The sequence below is a fragment of the Bradyrhizobium sp. IC4059 genome, assembly GCF_020193615.1.
In the GTDB taxonomy this organism is placed as follows: Bacteria; Pseudomonadota; Alphaproteobacteria; order Rhizobiales; family Xanthobacteraceae; genus Bradyrhizobium; species Bradyrhizobium yuanmingense.
Genome location: NZ_JADYVH010000006.1, coordinates 154208 through 167837, shown reverse-complemented (window position 1 = coordinate 167837; position 13630 = coordinate 154208). Strand labels below are relative to the sequence as shown.

Genomic DNA, 13630 nt, shown 5'->3' with positions numbered 1-13630 from the left:
ATATTGCGGTGGAGAAGCCCTATACCGGCGGCTGCGCCTGCGGCGCGATCCGCTATTCGATTGAAGGGGAGCCCCTCTTCAGCAATCACTGCCAATGCCGCGACTGCCAGCGGGAAAGCGGCAGCGGCCATGGCTCGTACGCGACCTTCGCGCGCGCCGGCGTCACGCTGACGGGCGATGCCAGGCACTGGGACATGGTCGCCGACAACGGCAAGGTGAAGACCCGCGGCTTCTGCACACAATGCGGCGTAGCTGTCTACATGACCTTCGCGGCGCAGCCTGACGTGTTCACGATCCGGGCGGCAAGCCTCGACGAGCCCGCCCGCTACAGGCCGCAGGCGGTGACCTTCGCCGCGCGCGGTCATGAGTGGGATCCTCTCGACCCTGGCCTGGTGAAGTTCGACGGCATGCCGCCAGGGTAAAGCGCCAGATTCTTGTTTTGACGCGTTTTCTTAACGCGAACCGGTGTCCACTTCGCTCGAAAACGCTTTAGCCAAAATCCAGCACCATGCGACCGTCGATCTTGCCGGCCGTCATCCGGTCGAAGACGTCGTTGATCGCTGCGAGCGGCACCTTGGTCACCTCGGCCTTGACCTTGCCGTCGGCGGCGAACGCGATGGCTTCGTCGAGGTCACGCCTCGTGCCGACGATGGAGCCGCGCACGGTGATGCGCTTGAGCACGACGTCGAAGATCGGTGTCGGGAATTCGCCCGGCGGCAGGCCGACGAGGCTGACAGTGCCCTTGCGACGCACCATCTTGAGCGCCTGAGCGAATGCAGCAGTCGACACCGCCGTCACCAGCACGCCATGCGCGCCTCCCCCACTCGCCGTCAGCACCTTCTCCACTGCACCATCCGCCAGCGCGTTGACCGCGAGATCGGCACCGGTTTCACGCGCCAGCTCCAACTTGTCCTCGGCGATATCAACCGCGGCGACCTTCAGCCCCATCGCCTTGGCGTATTGGATCGCGACATGGCCGAGCCCGCCGATTCCGGAGATCACGACCCACTCGCCGGGCTTGGCCTCGGTTTCCTTCAATCCCTTGTAGGTGGTGACCCCAGCGCAGAGGATCGGCGCGATGGCCGCGAAATCGATCGTCGCCGGCAGCTTGGCGGCGAACGCGGCCGAAGCGATGACATATTCGGCAAAGCCGCCGTTGACGCTGTAGCCGGTGTTGTGCTGGTGCTCGCACAGCGTCTCCCAGCCGGTCTCGCAATATTCGCACGACATGCAGGCGTCGTGCAGCCAGGCGACGCCGACGGCATCGCCGACTTTCAGATTCTTCACGCCGGGCCCGAGCGCGGCGACGATGCCGGCGGCTTCATGGCCGGGGATGAAGGGCGGCACCGGCTTCACCGGCCAGTCGCCGGAGGTGGCGTGCAGATCGGTGTGACAGACGCCGCAGGCCTTGACCTTGACCAGAACCTCGCCCGGACCGGGCTGCGGCACCGGCACGTCCTCGATCACCAGCGGTTTGCCGAATTGCTTGACGATTGCGGCTTTCATGGTCGGCATCGGTCTGCTCCTTGTGCTTTGTGAAGCAGAATAGCGACGCCGCCCGGCGCACCCTTGACGAGAGTCAAAAAGCACAATGTTTGCGCAAGGGCGGGTCCATCATGACACCCCGATGACGCCGCGCGATGCTCTCGATCTGTCAGCTATGGAACTTGAGACCGTCGACGATCTTGTCGATCACCTTCCGCTCGGCGCGCATCGCAATGCCGACGAGATTGAGGTCGCTACGCGCAACCGCCCTCACCGCCTCGCGGTTGGCGGCATCATGTGTCGTCTTGAACATGTCTTCGGTATAGACCGCCGCCTTGACGTTGCGGGCGAGCGCGCGGTCCAGCGCGCGCGACAGCGCCGGACCGTCGGCGCCATAGATCAGGATCGGTTGGCCGATCAGTGCATGATACTTCGTGCCCGAGGCGTCCTCATAGGCTTCGCCGATGCATTCCGGAAAGGCCGCGGCGATGCCGCTGGTGAGGAAGGAGGCTACGTTCAGCTTCTGCCAGGCCTGAAGATCGGTACGGATCACGACCGCGATCTTGGTGTCGAACTGCATGTATGCCTTCCACTGTCATTCCCTGGCGATGCTACGCAACGCCCGATCACGACAGCAAGAGAAAATCACCCCTTGGCGTCACAGGCCCAGGCGCGGATCACGCATTCCTTGCCGCCGTATTTGTAGCATTCGCGCGTAGCGGCGTTGAGCGAGGCGGAAATATTCGGCTTGACGGCATAGCCGTAGGCGCCGCAGGGATTGGTCATATCGACCGACATCGCAGCGCAGGCGCGCTTCATCGTCATGGTGGTGCAATCGCCCTTGCACTGCTTCTGCGCGGCGGCGCGGGCCTCGTCCTCGTGGCCATAATCATAGGCCTGGCCATAAGCGCCGCACTTGCCGACCGCGAAAGCGCCGGCGGCCTGGGCTTCTGTCATATGGCGCGCGCCGGATGCAAAAACGGACAGCGCAAGGAAAAACATCGCGCAACGGCGCGCGACGACGTTCGAAGCCATGGAAAAACCCCTCCCCCCAAGGCAGGTGGCGGCAACTCTAAGCGGCGGTCGTTTCCAGATGGTGAACGGGTGGTTGAAATCGGCAGGCTTGGAGGATGCCGTAGTCCCGTAGGGCGGATTAGCGAAGCGTAATCCGCCTCTTTTGTTTCCGCGGAGAAACACAGCGGCGGATTACGCCTTCGGCTAATCCGCCCTACGCATCTTCAGCCCCGCCGTGCCGCCTCCAGCGCCTGCGGCGTGTCGATGTCGAGGAAGGCGCTCTCGCCGTCGACGGGCACCTCGGCGACGGCTTCAGTGTGCTTGGCGATCAGATGCCGCGCGCCGACGTCGCCGTCGAGCGTCATCAGCTCCTTGAAGAAGCGGCGCGACCACAGCACGGGGTTGCCGCGGCGGCCCTCGCTGACGGGAACGACGATGAGATTGCCGCGGTCGGGCGCGAAACTGTCGATCAGCCTGTCGATCAGGCCGGCGTCGATCAGCGGCATGTCGCCGAGACACACGACGGCGCCATCGCAGGTCTCGGGAACGGCGACGATGCCGGCCTTCACCGAACTGGCGATGCCGCCGGCGAAGTCCGGATTGCGGACGAATGTCACCTTCAGGCCTTGTAGCGCCTGCTCGACGAGCTCGGCCTGATGGCCGGTGACGACGATCACCTCGGATGCCCTAGAGGCCAGCGCCTGCTCGGTCGCGAGGCGCACCAGCTTCTTGCCGTCGAGCTCGGCGAGCAGCTTGTTCGGCCCGCCCATCCGGGTCGAGCGTCCCGCCGCGAGCACGATGGCCGCGACCTGGCGGTTGCCCTCGGTCTCCGGCTTGGCGCGCGGCTGCGGCCGCGTCACGATCTCCATCAAGAGGCCGCCGACGCCCATGCCCATCAGCTCGGAGCGGGTCACCTTGATGCCGGCGAGAAGCCGCATTAAGACCCAGTCAAAACCGTTCTCGACCGGCGAGCGCGCGCAGCCCGGCGCGCCCAGCACCGGCACCTCGCCGGCGCGGGCGATCAGCAGGAGATTTCCGGGGTCGACCGGCATGCCGAAATGCTCGATCTCGCCGCCGATTCCGGTGACGGCCGCCGGAATCACGTCGCGGCGGTCAGCGATCGCGGATGCACCGAACACGATCACGAGCTCGGCGCCGAGGCCGAGCAATTCCTTGATCGCGGCCGACAGCGCCTGCTCCTCGTGCGGGACCCGGCGCTCGGCGATGATGCTGGCGCCGGCTGGCGCCAGCCGTTCGGCAGTGACGCGCAGCGTCTTGTCGATCACCTTGGTGGACAGGCCCGGCAGCAGCGTCGAGACCACGCCGACGCGCTTGATCACGTAAGGCGCGACCTTCAGCACGTCCTTGCCCGCCGCCTTCACCGCGGCATCGCGCAAACTCGCCTCGACGCCGAACGGGATGATCTTGACGGTTCCGACCATCTCGCCCTCGACTACCGGCTTGTAGGCGGCGAGCGTGGCAAAGGTGATGGCTTCGTCGATGTTGTTGATGCGGTCGACCGCGGCGCGATCGATCACCAGCACGCCCGCTCGCGCGGCGAACAGATTGGCACGGCCGGTGAAAGCGCGCTCGACATGGATGCCCTCGCCGCCGATGGCGAGCGCGATGCTGGCGGCGGCAACGTCCTCGGAGACGTCGCCCGCCTCCATGCGCACCACGACGATGTCCTTGATGCCGGCGCGCTCCAGCGCCTCGACCTCGGCAGGTCCGATCGTCGTGCCCTTCTTCAGCACCAGCGATCCCTGGCGCAGGGTGTGGACGGTCACCCCGCCAATCGCATCCCTGGGTCTCGCCGGGCCGAACTTCATGCCGCTTCTTCTTTTTCCTTGGGAGGCAGCCGAAGCACGGCCGTGATCTCGGCCATGATCGCCACCGCGATCTCGGACGGCGAGACCGCGCCGATCGCTAGCCCAATGGGCGCGTGGATGCGCGCGATGTCGCTTTCCTTGGCGCCTTGCGCCCGCAACCGGTCGCCACGCTTGGCATGCGTCTTTCGCGAGCCGAGCGCGCCGATATAGAAGCAGTTGCGCTCGAAGGCGTGCAGCAGCGCGGGGTCGTCGATCTTGGGATCGTGCGTCACCGCCACGAACGCGGTGTAGGCATCGACATTAAGCGGCGGCAGCGCAGTATCAGGCCATTCGGCGATCAACGGAATGTCGGGAAAGCGCTCGGGGCTCGCAAAGGCCGTGCGCGGATCGACCACGGTGACGTCATAGCCGAGCGAGCGCGCCAGCGGCGCGAGCGCCTGGCTGATATGGACCGCGCCGATGATGACGAGCTTTGCCGTCGGGGCGTAGACGTTGAGAAACAGCTTCTTGCCGCCGGCCTCGACACTGGTGCTCTTGCCCATGCGAAGCTGCTTCTCCAGCTCGGCGCGCAGCGGATCCCCGGCGAAATCCTTCGCCTTCACCAGCCGCTGCTCGCCGCTCTCGGTGTCCGTCACCAGGATGACCGGCCGGCGCGCGGCGCGTTCGGCATTGAGTTCGTGCAGGATGTCGAGCTTCACGGCTAACCGACCTTCTCGACGAAGACGCGGATGGTGCCGCCGCAGGACAGCCCAACGTTCCAGGCGGTCTCGTCGGCGACGCCGAACTCCAGCATCTTCGGCTTGCCGCTCTGGATCACATCCATGGCCTCCGTAACCACCGCGCCCTCGACGCAGCCGCCGGAGACGGACCCCAAGAACGTGCCTTCGTCGTTGATAACGAGGCTCGAGCCCGCCGGGCGCGGCGCCGAGCCCCAGGTTTCCACCACTGTCGCCAGTGCGACGCCACGGCCGGCCTTCTGCCAGTCCTCCGCCGCCTTCAGGATGTCCTCGTCGCGATCGAGCATGGCTGGCCTCTCAAGCTGCGGAGCGGATCAGGCTGCGGTGATGCGGCGGCAGCGGCTGGGAGAGCGTCGTGATCAGCTCCTGGATCGAACTCAAATTATGTACCGGGCGGAATTCGTCAACGTGGGGGAGCATCATTTTGATGCCCTGCGCCTTGGCCTCGAAGCCGCCAAACCGCAGCAGCGGGTTCAGCCAGATCAGCCGCCGGCAGGACCGGTGCAGCCGGTCCATCTCGAAGGCGAGCTTGGAATCGGCCTCCCGCTCCAGCCCGTCGGAGATCAGGAGCACGATGGCGCCCTGGCTCAGCACCCGGCGCGCCCACAATTTGTTGAAGTTGTGCAGCGAGGCCGAGATGCGGGTGCCGCCGGCCCAATCCTCGACCGAGGCCGAGCAGCTCGCCAGCGCCTCGTCGGGATCGCGCTGGCGCAGCGCACGGGTGACATTCGTCAAGCGGGTGCCGAACAGGAACACCGAAACGCGCTTTCGAGCATCCGTGATCGCATGCAGGAAGTGCAGGAACAGACGGGTGTATTCGCTCATCGAGCCCGAGATGTCGAGCAGCGCCACGATCGGCGCCGGCTTCTCGATGCGCCCGAGGCGATGGATGTCGATGATGTCGCCGCCGGTGCGCAAGGAGGCGCGCAGCGTGCGGCGGAGGTCGAGGCGCAGGCCGCGCGCATCGGGCCGGCGCCGGCGCGTCAAGAGCTCGGCCTGCGGCAACCTCATCCGCTCGATGGCACGGAGCGCCTCGGCGATCTCCGCCGCGCTCATCTGCGCAAAATCCTTCTTCTGCAGGATCTCCTTGTCGGAGACCGACAGGCGCAGATCCTGCTCCTGGTGCTGCGGCGTCTCGGTCATGCGAGGCTGCGCCATCGCCTCCTGGACGCGGCGGGCGCCGGCCTGGGGCTTCTTCTTGGCCTCGTCCGGCAGCGGCACCGAATCCAGCATGTGCTTCCATTCTTCCGAGGCGCGGAAGAACAGGTTGAAAGCCTGCTTGAAGATCAGCGCATGCTCATGGCGCTTGACGAAGATCGCCTCCAGCGTGGTGAAGACGTCGGATCGGCTGCCGATGTCGATCACCTGCAGCGCGCTCATGGCATCGATGACAGCGCCCGGCCCGACCGGCAGGCCGGCCGCACGCAGCGCGCGTGCGAAGCCCACGATGTTGTCGGCGAATTGCTCGGTCTTTTCGGGAGCAAGGTGGTTGATGGCCATTGGTTCAGCACCCTCGGTCGTCATTCCGGGGCGATGCGCAGCATCGAGCCCGGAATCCATTCATCCACCAACTCTGCGGCCGATGGATTCCGGGTTCGCGCTAACGCGCGCCCCGGAATGACGCGCGAGATCAATTCTCGCTCGTCGCGTCCTTCAGCACCTTCTGCAGCGTGTCGCCCTGCATGCGGGTGATGTCGTCCTGGTACTTGAGCAGCGCGCCCAGCGTGTCGCCGACCACTTGCGGGGTCAGTGAGCGGGCATCGAGCTCCGACAGCGCGGTGGCCCAGTCGATGGTCTCGGCAACGCCCGGCGACTTGTAGAAGTCCTGGTTGCGCAGTGCCTGCACGAAGCGCACGACCTGCTGCGACAGCTTGGCGGAGATGCCGGGCACACGTGTCTTGACGATCGCGAGCTCGCGCTCGGCAGCGGGATAGTCGACCCAGTGATAGAGGCAGCGCCGCTTCAGCGCGTCGTGGATCTCGCGGGTACGGTTGGAGGTGATGATGACGATCGGCGGATGCGGCGCCTTCACGGTGCCGAACTCAGGGATGGTCACCTGGAAGTCACTGAGGATTTCGAGCAGGTAGGCTTCGAACGCCTCGTCGGCACGGTCGAGCTCGTCGATCAGCAGCACCGGCGGACCGGCGACATCAGGCTCCAGCGCCTGGAGCAGCGGCCGCTTGATCATGTAGCGGTCGGCGAAGATATCGCTCGAAAGCTGATCGCGATCGGTGTCGCCCGCGGCTTCCGCCATCCGGATCGCGATCATCTGCGACGCGCTGTTCCACTCATACACCGCGGAGGAGACGTCGAGGCCTTCATAGCACTGCAGGCGGATCAGCTTCCGCCCCAGCGCCGCCGAGAGCACCTTAGCGATCTCGGTCTTGCCGACGCCGGCCTCACCTTCCAGGAACAGCGGTCGGCCCATACGCAGCGACAGATACGTCACCGTCGCCAGCGAGCGCTCAGCGAGATAGCCGCGCGACGTCAGGAGTTCGAGCATCGCATCGACCGATGCCGGCAAAGCACCGGAAGAAGTAGCCGCTGAAGTCATGAAAAAGCCAGTCTCGCTTCGCCCTCACCGGGGACAGGTCTGGACCGAGGAATGAGGTCAGCTCATTCCTTGGCATTGGCGGCATCGACGGCGCGCCGCGTCAGCACGCCGATGAGATGCGCGCGGTATTCGGCGCTGCCGTGGATGTCGCTGTTGAGGCCTTCGGCCGGTACCGCGATGCCCTCCAGCGCCTTCGAGGCGAAGCGCTTCTTCAAGGCTTCCTCGAATGCGGTGACGCGGAACACGCCTTCGGAGCCCGCACCGGTGACGGCAACGCGCACGTCCGAAGGACGCCGCGCCACGAACACCCCGACAAGCGCATAGCGCGAGGCCTGGTTGCGGAACTTGACATAGGCGGCCTTCTTCGGCAGCGGGAACATCACCTTGGTGATGATCTCATCCGCTTCGAGCGCGGTCGTGAACAGGCCCTGGAAGAACTCTTCCGCCTTGAGGCGGCGCTTGTTGGTGACGATGGTGGCCCCGAGCGCGAGCACCGCGGCCGGATAATCGGCAGTCGGATCGTTGTTGGCGAGCGAGCCGCCGATCGTGCCCTTGTGACGCACGGCGGGATCGCCAATGCCGCCGGCGAGATTCGCCAGCGCCGGAATGGCTTCACCGACGATGGCGGAGGTCGCGACCTCGGCATGCTTGGCGGTGGCGCCGATCACGAGCGAGCGGCCCTTCATCTCGATCGCATTGAGCCCCTCGATGTGGGAGAGGTCGACCAGATGCGGGGGACTGGCGAGGCGCTGCTTCATGACGGGAATCAGCGTGTGGCCGCCGGCGATCACCTTGGCGTCCTCGTTCTTCACCAGGAGGTTGGCCGCCTGGCGAACGGTCCCAGGGCGATGATATTTGAATTCGTACATCTGTATGTCCTGATCGCGGGAGGCGCGTTACGCGAGGTCGGATTTGGCCATCGCCTTCGCGCCGGCGGAGATCGAGGCGACGATGTTCTGGTAGCCCGTGCAGCGGCAGAGATTGCCTTCGAGCTCCTCGCGAATGGTGTGGTCGTCGAGCTCGTGGCCCTTGCGGTGCACGATGTCGATCGCAGTCATGATCATGCCGGGCGTGCAGAAGCCGCACTGCAGGCCATGGTGCTCGCGGAAGGCCTCCTGCATCGGATGCAGCGGCGCGCCGTCCGCAGCCAGCCCCTCGATCGTCTTGACCTCGTGGCCATCGGCCATCACCGCAAGCGTGGTGCAGGACTTCACGGCCTTGCCGTCGAGATGCACGACGCAGGCGCCGCACTGCGAGGTGTCGCAGCCGACATGGGTGCCGGTCAGCCGCAGATTCTCGCGCAGGAATTGCACCAGGAGCGTGCGGGGATCGACATTGGCGGTGACTGGATTGCCGTTCACGATGAGGGAGATTTTTGCCATAAGCACTCTCTGTCAGCACCCCGACGGGTCCCGTCGAAGCGGTTCTTATAATTATTCCAACCCATCATATGGGCCATTATGCCCCGGGGCAACATCGCCCCGGGCGCAAGGCGCCATGCCGAAGGCGCTACCCTAAAGGTATTGGACCTTCAGCCCTGTACGGCCTTGGCGAAGTTCGCGAAAAACTCATCGGCAAGCTTCTTGGCGGCGCCGTTGATGAGGCGCTGGCCGAGCTGCGCCAACTTGCCGCCGATCTGCGCCTCGACGTCGTAGGAGAGCAGCGTGCCGCCGTCCTTCTCGGCGAGCTTGACGGTCGCGCCGCCCTTGGCGAATCCGGCCACCCCGCCCTCGCCCTCACCGGAGATCTTGTAGCCGTTCGGCGGGTCGAGATCGGACAGCGTGACCTTGCCCTTGAAGCGCGCCGACACCGGCCCGACCTTCATCTTCGCCGTCGCGCGGAAGCCGCCGTCGTCGGTCTTCTCCAGCTCCTCGCAGCCGGGGATGCAGGCCTTCAGCACCTCGGGATCGTTGAGCTTGGCCCACACGGCCTCGCGCGGCGCTGCAAGCTGGACTTCGCCGTTCATCGTCATGGCCATGAGGGTGCCTCCCGGATCGCGTAACTATAGTGCTGATCAAGTAACGCAGCGGCGCGGCAAAGAAAAGGCCGGCGCCCGGTCACGTGCAATGCATATTCGCAACTGCAAAATGACGTGTGCGGGCGGTGGGGGATTGGCACGGCCGGGCCATGATGATTAGGTCGCGCGCAACATGAGCACATCCATCTCCCCCCTGCTCGCACCGATGCTGTCGAGCGCCGCCATGCGCGTGGTCTGCGACGATCGGTCGACCTTGCAGAACATGCTCGATTTCGAGGCAGCCTTGGCACGGGCCGAGGCGGCCAGTGCGGTGATTCCCGCATCCGCCATCGGACCAATCGAGGCGGCGTGCAAGGCCGATGGCTTCGACATGGCCGCACTGGCCGAGGCCGCGACGCGGTCGGGCAATCTCGCGATTCCCCTGGTCAAGATGCTGACCGCCAATGTTGGCAAGAATGACGCGGAGGCCGCGCGCTACGTGCATTGGGGCGCGACCAGCCAGGACGTCATCGACACCGCGACCATGCTGATGCTTCGCGCCGGCATCGCGGCGCTGGATGCCGACCTCAGCCGTGCCATCAAGGGCTTTGCCGCGCTGGCGCGCAGCCATCGCAACACCCCGATGGTGGCGCGGACCTGGCTCCAGCATGCGCTGCCGATGCCGTTCGGGCTGAAGGCCGCCGAATACGCCTCGAGCCTTGCCCGCGCCCGCTGCCGCCTGCGGCGGCTCTCCCGCGAGGGCCTCGCGCTGCAATTCGGTGGCGCTGCCGGCACGCTCGCTGCGCTCGGCGACAAGGGGCTCGCGGTGGCCGAACGGCTGGCGCAGGAGCTCGACCTGCCGCTGCCCGAGGCGCCCTGGCATACCCATCGCGACCGCATCGCCGAGGCCGCATCCTGCTTCGCCATTCTCGCCGGCAGCTGCGGCAAGATCGCGCGCGACGTCTCGCTGCTGATGCAGACCGACGTCGCCGAAGCGTTCGAGCCCGCCGGCGAAGGCCGCGGCGGCTCCTCGACCATGCCGCACAAGCGCAACCCGGTCGCCGCCGCAAGCGCGCTGGGCTCTGCCACCATGGCCCCGCAGCTCGCCGCGACGATCTTCGCCGCCCAGGTGCAGGACCACGAACGCAGTGCCGGCCCCTGGCACGCGGAATGGCCGACGCTGCCGCAATTGATGCTGGTCACATCAGGCGCGCTGGCTGCCGTCGTCGACATCGCCGAGGGTCTCGAGGTCGATGCAGCGCGCATGCTCCGCAATCTCGATGCGACGCATGGCTTGATCATGGCCGAGGCCGTCACCTTCGCGCTCGCCGAAGCCATCGGCAAGAGCAACGCGCATCATCTCGTCGAGGCCGCGAGCAAGCGTGCCGTCGCCGAGAAGAAGCATCTGCGCGAGGTGCTGTCGGCCGATTCGCAAGTCATCGCGCACCTTTCGCCGGAAAAAATTGCGGCATTGTTCGAGCCGATGGCCTATCAAGGGGCGTCACAGGCGCTGATCGACCGGCTGCTCGACAACCTCGATCAAGATTAAGAACGGAGACGCCGCATGCCCATGATCGATGCCGACGGATGCCTGCTCAACGTCTCCGTCGAGGGCCGCGACGGCGGGCCGACCTTGATGCTGTCGAACTCGCTCGGCTGCACGCTGCAGATGTGGGAGCCGCAGATGAAGGCGCTGACGCAGGTGTTCCGTGTCATCCGCTACGATCGCCGCGGCCACGGCAAGTCGAACGTCCCGCCTGGCCCCTACACGATGGAGCGGTTCGGCCGCGACGTGCTCGCGATTCTCGACGACCTCAACATCGAGAAGGTGCATTGGTGCGGCCTGTCGATGGGCGGCATGGTCGGGCAATGGCTCGGCGCCAATGCGCCCGAAAGGTTCGGCAAGCTGATCCTCGCCAACACGTCCTGCTACTATCCCGATCCAACTAACTGGCACAACCGCATCAAGGCGGTAAAGGAGGGCGGCATCGCCGCCGTCGCCGATGCCGTGATCGCGGGCTGGCTCACCCAGGATTTCCGCGAGCGCGAGCCTGCGATCACCGCGAAGATGAAGTCGATGCTGCTCGCCTCGCCTGTCGAGGGCTATCTCGCCTGCTGCGAGGCGCTGTCGACGCTCGACCAGCGCGCGCTGCTGCCGAAAATCAAGAGTCCGACGCTCGTGATCGCCGGCCGCCACGACGTGGCGACGCCGATCTCGGCGGCCGAATTGATCCGCTCCAGCATTCCCGGCGCCAGCATGACGATCATCGACGCCGCGCACATTTCGAACGTCGAGCAGCCGCATGCGTTCACGGATGCGGTGGTGGGGTTCCTGACGCAGCGCTAGCAACAACCGTCATTGCGAGGAGCGTAGCGACGAAGCAATCCAGTCCGTCTCCGCGGACACATTTCTGGATTGCTTCGCTGCGCTCGCAATGACGAAAGAGGAGGAACAGAATGGACGACCAGAAGCGCCGCGATGCCGGCATGAATGTGCGCCGCAAGGTGCTGGGCAATGCCTGGGTCGACAAGTCGATCGCGAACCGCAATGCCTTCAACACCGACTTCCAGGACCTGATCACCCGCTACGCCTGGGGCGAGATCTGGACGCGGCCGCATTTCGACGAGCGCACGCGGCGCGTGCTGGTGATCGGCACCATGGTCGCGCTCGGGCAATGGGACGAATTCCGCCTGCACGTGCGTGCGGCGCTGGCCGAGGGCGGCTTCACGCCCGACGACATCAAGGAGATCCTGCTGCAGCAGGCGATCTATTGCGGCGTGCCGGCGGCGAACCACGCCGTCAAGGAAGCCTCAGCGATTGTGCAGGAGCTCGGCCTGCTCAAGACCTAGAGGCTGAAGATTCGGCGGTGCGGCGACCTCGGCCGCCTTCGACGCTGCCTCCGGCTTCTCGATCACGAGCACGACGGCGGCACCGAGCAGCATCAGGAGCTCGGTGGCGTGGAGCCGAAGCGCGGCCATCTCGCCGACCTTCGAGGCCATCACCATGCTGGCAAAGGAGATCAGGCTGCCGATCGCCAGCGCAATCCCGAGCGCCTCGTCACTGCCGCCGCCCTTACGGGTGCGGGGAATGCAGAGCAGCACGAGGTAGATCGCAAAGAACGCCACCACGGTCAGCCTTCCGAGCGCCAGCAGCCAGGCGGCACGCACCGTGTCCATGCCCGCCATCTGCAGATGGTCGCTCAGGTACAGCGCCACCGCGACGCTCGGCCGCTCGTAGAGGCCGCGCACGGGCGCGACAATGATGCTGAAGGCTATGAGGCTCCAGACGGGAATGAAATAGGCCCCCAGCAGCGCGCCGTTGACCGAGCCGATCCGCCAATTCCTGAACATGCCGCTTCCCGCCTGGTTTGCCGAGCCTTCGATCGAAGGCGGCGGCCATGCCTGAGCTAACTCGCATCAGACTGTGGCGGCAATTTAAACCCTTTGTTTACCTTAACTGCCCGCCCGCTTTCGTCATTCCGGGGCGGCTCGCAGGAGCCGAACTATGGTGCGCAATTGCGCATCTGAGAATCTCGAGATTCCGGGCCTGCTGCTGACGCACCATCCCGGAATGACGGGCAAACGATTGCCCCAAGAAAAAAGGCCCCGCCTTCCGGCGGGGCCTCTCCTCACTCCTGGGCTCCCAAACTCGCTATTCCTGGTCGCGCTGGCCGCCCTGCTGCTGGCCCGGGCGATCGCCCTGGCGCGGGTCCTGCTGCTGCTGTCCGGGTTTCTGGCCACCACCCTGCTGCGGATTGCGCTGGCCGGGATTCTGATTCTGCTGACCCGGATTCTGGTTCTGCTGCTTCGTCATTCGGGGAAACTCCCTTGTTGGACGTCAGAGGGGAGACAACGGCCGGCATCCACTTTGGTTGCCTCGGGAACCGGGTTCCTCGTAGGACCCAGGGAACCCGGCGCCGAAATGATCTCTGTACAAGCCTTAAGGTGGAGACCGGGCCAGTTGCAGCCGCCAGTTCCCTCCTGTTACAAAACCCAAATGCTCAAGGGCTGCCGGGGCCCAAGAACTCTCTGCAAGAGCTCCCTTTGAGCCGCG

Annotated in this window: 17 protein-coding genes; 4 read left to right on the top strand and 13 right to left on the bottom strand. The window is 65.6% G+C overall.

All coding sequences use genetic code 11. From position 1 onward, the window contains the following. Positions 1-8: 8 nt before the first annotated feature. Positions 9-422, top strand: coding sequence for a GFA family protein (locus I6F12_RS20045; protein WP_036012827.1), 414 nt, complete (start codon positions 9-11; stop codon positions 420-422). 67 nt (positions 423-489) lie between these two features. On the opposite strand, the gene adhP is transcribed toward I6F12_RS20045, so the two are convergent. The 11 genes from adhP to I6F12_RS19990 all read right to left on the bottom strand — a co-directional run bounded on the left by adhP (position 490) and on the right by I6F12_RS19990 (position 9597). Beyond that, positions 490-1515: an alcohol dehydrogenase AdhP gene (gene adhP, locus I6F12_RS20040; protein WP_225157077.1), complete on the bottom strand. Its 1026-nt coding sequence runs from the start codon at positions 1513-1515 to the stop codon at positions 490-492. Between the two features lie 139 nt (positions 1516-1654). Beyond that, positions 1655-2065 carry a DUF2000 family protein gene (locus tag I6F12_RS20035; RefSeq protein WP_057029516.1) on the bottom strand — a complete coding sequence of 137 codons (411 nt, stop codon included), beginning with the start codon at positions 2063-2065 and terminating at the stop codon, positions 1655-1657. 65 nt (positions 2066-2130) lie between these two features. Further along, complete coding sequence (locus tag I6F12_RS20030; RefSeq protein ID WP_057029515.1) at positions 2131-2520, bottom strand: DUF4189 domain-containing protein; 390 nt, start codon at positions 2518-2520, stop codon at positions 2131-2133. 203 nt (positions 2521-2723) lie between these two features. After that, positions 2724-4328 (bottom strand): molybdopterin-binding/glycosyltransferase family 2 protein, encoded by a 1605-nt coding sequence (locus tag I6F12_RS20025; RefSeq protein ID WP_225124772.1) that lies wholly within the window; start codon positions 4326-4328, stop codon positions 2724-2726. Continuing rightward, on the bottom strand, positions 4325-5026 hold the full coding sequence (locus tag I6F12_RS20020) for an XdhC family protein (protein ID WP_225124770.1): 702 nt from the start codon (positions 5024-5026) through the stop codon (positions 4325-4327). The genes I6F12_RS20025 and I6F12_RS20020 overlap by 4 nt, the downstream gene beginning before the upstream one ends. A 2-nt stretch (positions 5027-5028) precedes the next feature. Beyond that, positions 5029-5352 carry an XdhC family protein gene (locus I6F12_RS20015; protein WP_025037240.1) on the bottom strand — a complete coding sequence of 108 codons (324 nt, stop codon included), beginning with the start codon at positions 5350-5352 and terminating at the stop codon, positions 5029-5031. Between the two features lie 10 nt (positions 5353-5362). Continuing rightward, entirely contained in the window at positions 5363-6565 is a 1203-nt protein-coding gene (locus I6F12_RS20010; RefSeq protein ID WP_057029512.1) for a VWA domain-containing protein, read from the bottom strand. A 130-nt stretch (positions 6566-6695) separates the two neighbouring features. Next, positions 6696-7619 carry a MoxR family ATPase gene (locus I6F12_RS20005; RefSeq protein ID WP_036027789.1) on the bottom strand — a complete coding sequence of 308 codons (924 nt, stop codon included), beginning with the start codon at positions 7617-7619 and terminating at the stop codon, positions 6696-6698. A gap of 62 nt (positions 7620-7681) precedes the next feature. Continuing rightward, positions 7682-8488 (bottom strand): xanthine dehydrogenase family protein subunit M, encoded by an 807-nt coding sequence (locus I6F12_RS20000; RefSeq protein WP_036012847.1) that lies wholly within the window; start codon positions 8486-8488, stop codon positions 7682-7684. A 27-nt stretch (positions 8489-8515) separates the two neighbouring features. Continuing rightward, positions 8516-9001, bottom strand: a complete 486-nt coding sequence (locus I6F12_RS19995; protein WP_014494194.1) for a (2Fe-2S)-binding protein — start codon at positions 8999-9001, stop codon at positions 8516-8518. 149 nt (positions 9002-9150) lie between these two features. Continuing rightward, positions 9151-9597, bottom strand: a complete 447-nt coding sequence (locus I6F12_RS19990) for a carbon monoxide dehydrogenase subunit G (protein ID WP_036043583.1) — start codon at positions 9595-9597, stop codon at positions 9151-9153. A 172-nt stretch (positions 9598-9769) separates the two neighbouring features. Here I6F12_RS19990 and I6F12_RS19985 point away from each other — a divergent pair, with 172 nt between their 5' ends. The 3 genes from I6F12_RS19985 to I6F12_RS19975 all read left to right on the top strand — a co-directional run bounded on the left by I6F12_RS19985 (position 9770) and on the right by I6F12_RS19975 (position 12426). Further along, positions 9770-11125, top strand: a complete 1356-nt coding sequence (locus I6F12_RS19985; protein WP_225157076.1) for a 3-carboxy-cis,cis-muconate cycloisomerase — start codon at positions 9770-9772, stop codon at positions 11123-11125. A 15-nt stretch (positions 11126-11140) separates the two neighbouring features. Next, positions 11141-11923, top strand: a complete 783-nt coding sequence (gene pcaD, locus I6F12_RS19980) for a 3-oxoadipate enol-lactonase (RefSeq protein ID WP_225124767.1) — start codon at positions 11141-11143, stop codon at positions 11921-11923. A 110-nt stretch (positions 11924-12033) separates the two neighbouring features. Then, entirely contained in the window at positions 12034-12426 is a 393-nt protein-coding gene (locus I6F12_RS19975; RefSeq protein WP_024340834.1) for a carboxymuconolactone decarboxylase family protein, read from the top strand. On the opposite strand, the gene I6F12_RS19970 is transcribed toward I6F12_RS19975, so the two are convergent. After that, the gene (locus I6F12_RS19970) at positions 12388-12927 is read right to left on the bottom strand and encodes a hypothetical protein (protein ID WP_225157075.1); all 540 of its coding nucleotides are present in this window, start codon (positions 12925-12927) and stop codon (positions 12388-12390) included. The two genes, I6F12_RS19975 and I6F12_RS19970, sit on opposite strands and share 39 nt — an antisense overlap. A gap of 301 nt (positions 12928-13228) precedes the next feature. Further along, complete coding sequence (locus tag I6F12_RS19965) at positions 13229-13390, bottom strand: hypothetical protein (protein WP_192893160.1); 162 nt, start codon at positions 13388-13390, stop codon at positions 13229-13231. Between the last annotated feature and the right edge of the window lie 240 nt (positions 13391-13630).

Excerpts from the sequence above, each read along its gene's own strand:
- adhP (WP_225157077.1), bottom strand. The coding sequence starts at position 1,515 with ATGCCGACCATGAAAGCCGCAATCGTCAAGCAATTCGGCAAACCGCTG.
- I6F12_RS20035 (WP_057029516.1), bottom strand. The coding sequence starts at position 2,065 with ATGCAGTTCGACACCAAGATCGCGGTCGTGATCCGTACCGATCTTCAG.
- I6F12_RS20030 (WP_057029515.1), bottom strand. The coding sequence starts at position 2,520 with ATGGCTTCGAACGTCGTCGCGCGCCGTTGCGCGATGTTTTTCCTTGCG.
- I6F12_RS20025 (WP_225124772.1), bottom strand. The coding sequence starts at position 4,328 with ATGAAGTTCGGCCCGGCGAGACCCAGGGATGCGATTGGCGGGGTGACC.
- I6F12_RS20015 (WP_025037240.1), bottom strand. The coding sequence starts at position 5,352 with ATGCTCGATCGCGACGAGGACATCCTGAAGGCGGCGGAGGACTGGCAG.
- I6F12_RS20010 (WP_057029512.1), bottom strand. The coding sequence starts at position 6,565 with ATGGCCATCAACCACCTTGCTCCCGAAAAGACCGAGCAATTCGCCGAC.
- I6F12_RS20005 (WP_036027789.1), bottom strand. The coding sequence starts at position 7,619 with ATGACTTCAGCGGCTACTTCTTCCGGTGCTTTGCCGGCATCGGTCGAT.
- I6F12_RS20000 (WP_036012847.1), bottom strand. The coding sequence starts at position 8,488 with ATGTACGAATTCAAATATCATCGCCCTGGGACCGTTCGCCAGGCGGCC.
- I6F12_RS19995 (WP_014494194.1), bottom strand. The coding sequence starts at position 9,001 with ATGGCAAAAATCTCCCTCATCGTGAACGGCAATCCAGTCACCGCCAAT.
- I6F12_RS19990 (WP_036043583.1), bottom strand. The coding sequence starts at position 9,597 with ATGGCCATGACGATGAACGGCGAAGTCCAGCTTGCAGCGCCGCGCGAG.
- I6F12_RS19985 (WP_225157076.1), top strand. The coding sequence starts at position 9,770 with ATGAGCACATCCATCTCCCCCCTGCTCGCACCGATGCTGTCGAGCGCC.
- pcaD (WP_225124767.1), top strand. The coding sequence starts at position 11,141 with ATGCCCATGATCGATGCCGACGGATGCCTGCTCAACGTCTCCGTCGAG.
- I6F12_RS19975 (WP_024340834.1), top strand. The coding sequence starts at position 12,034 with ATGGACGACCAGAAGCGCCGCGATGCCGGCATGAATGTGCGCCGCAAG.
- I6F12_RS19970 (WP_225157075.1), bottom strand. The coding sequence starts at position 12,927 with ATGTTCAGGAATTGGCGGATCGGCTCGGTCAACGGCGCGCTGCTGGGG.
- I6F12_RS19965 (WP_192893160.1), bottom strand. The coding sequence starts at position 13,390 with ATGACGAAGCAGCAGAACCAGAATCCGGGTCAGCAGAATCAGAATCCC.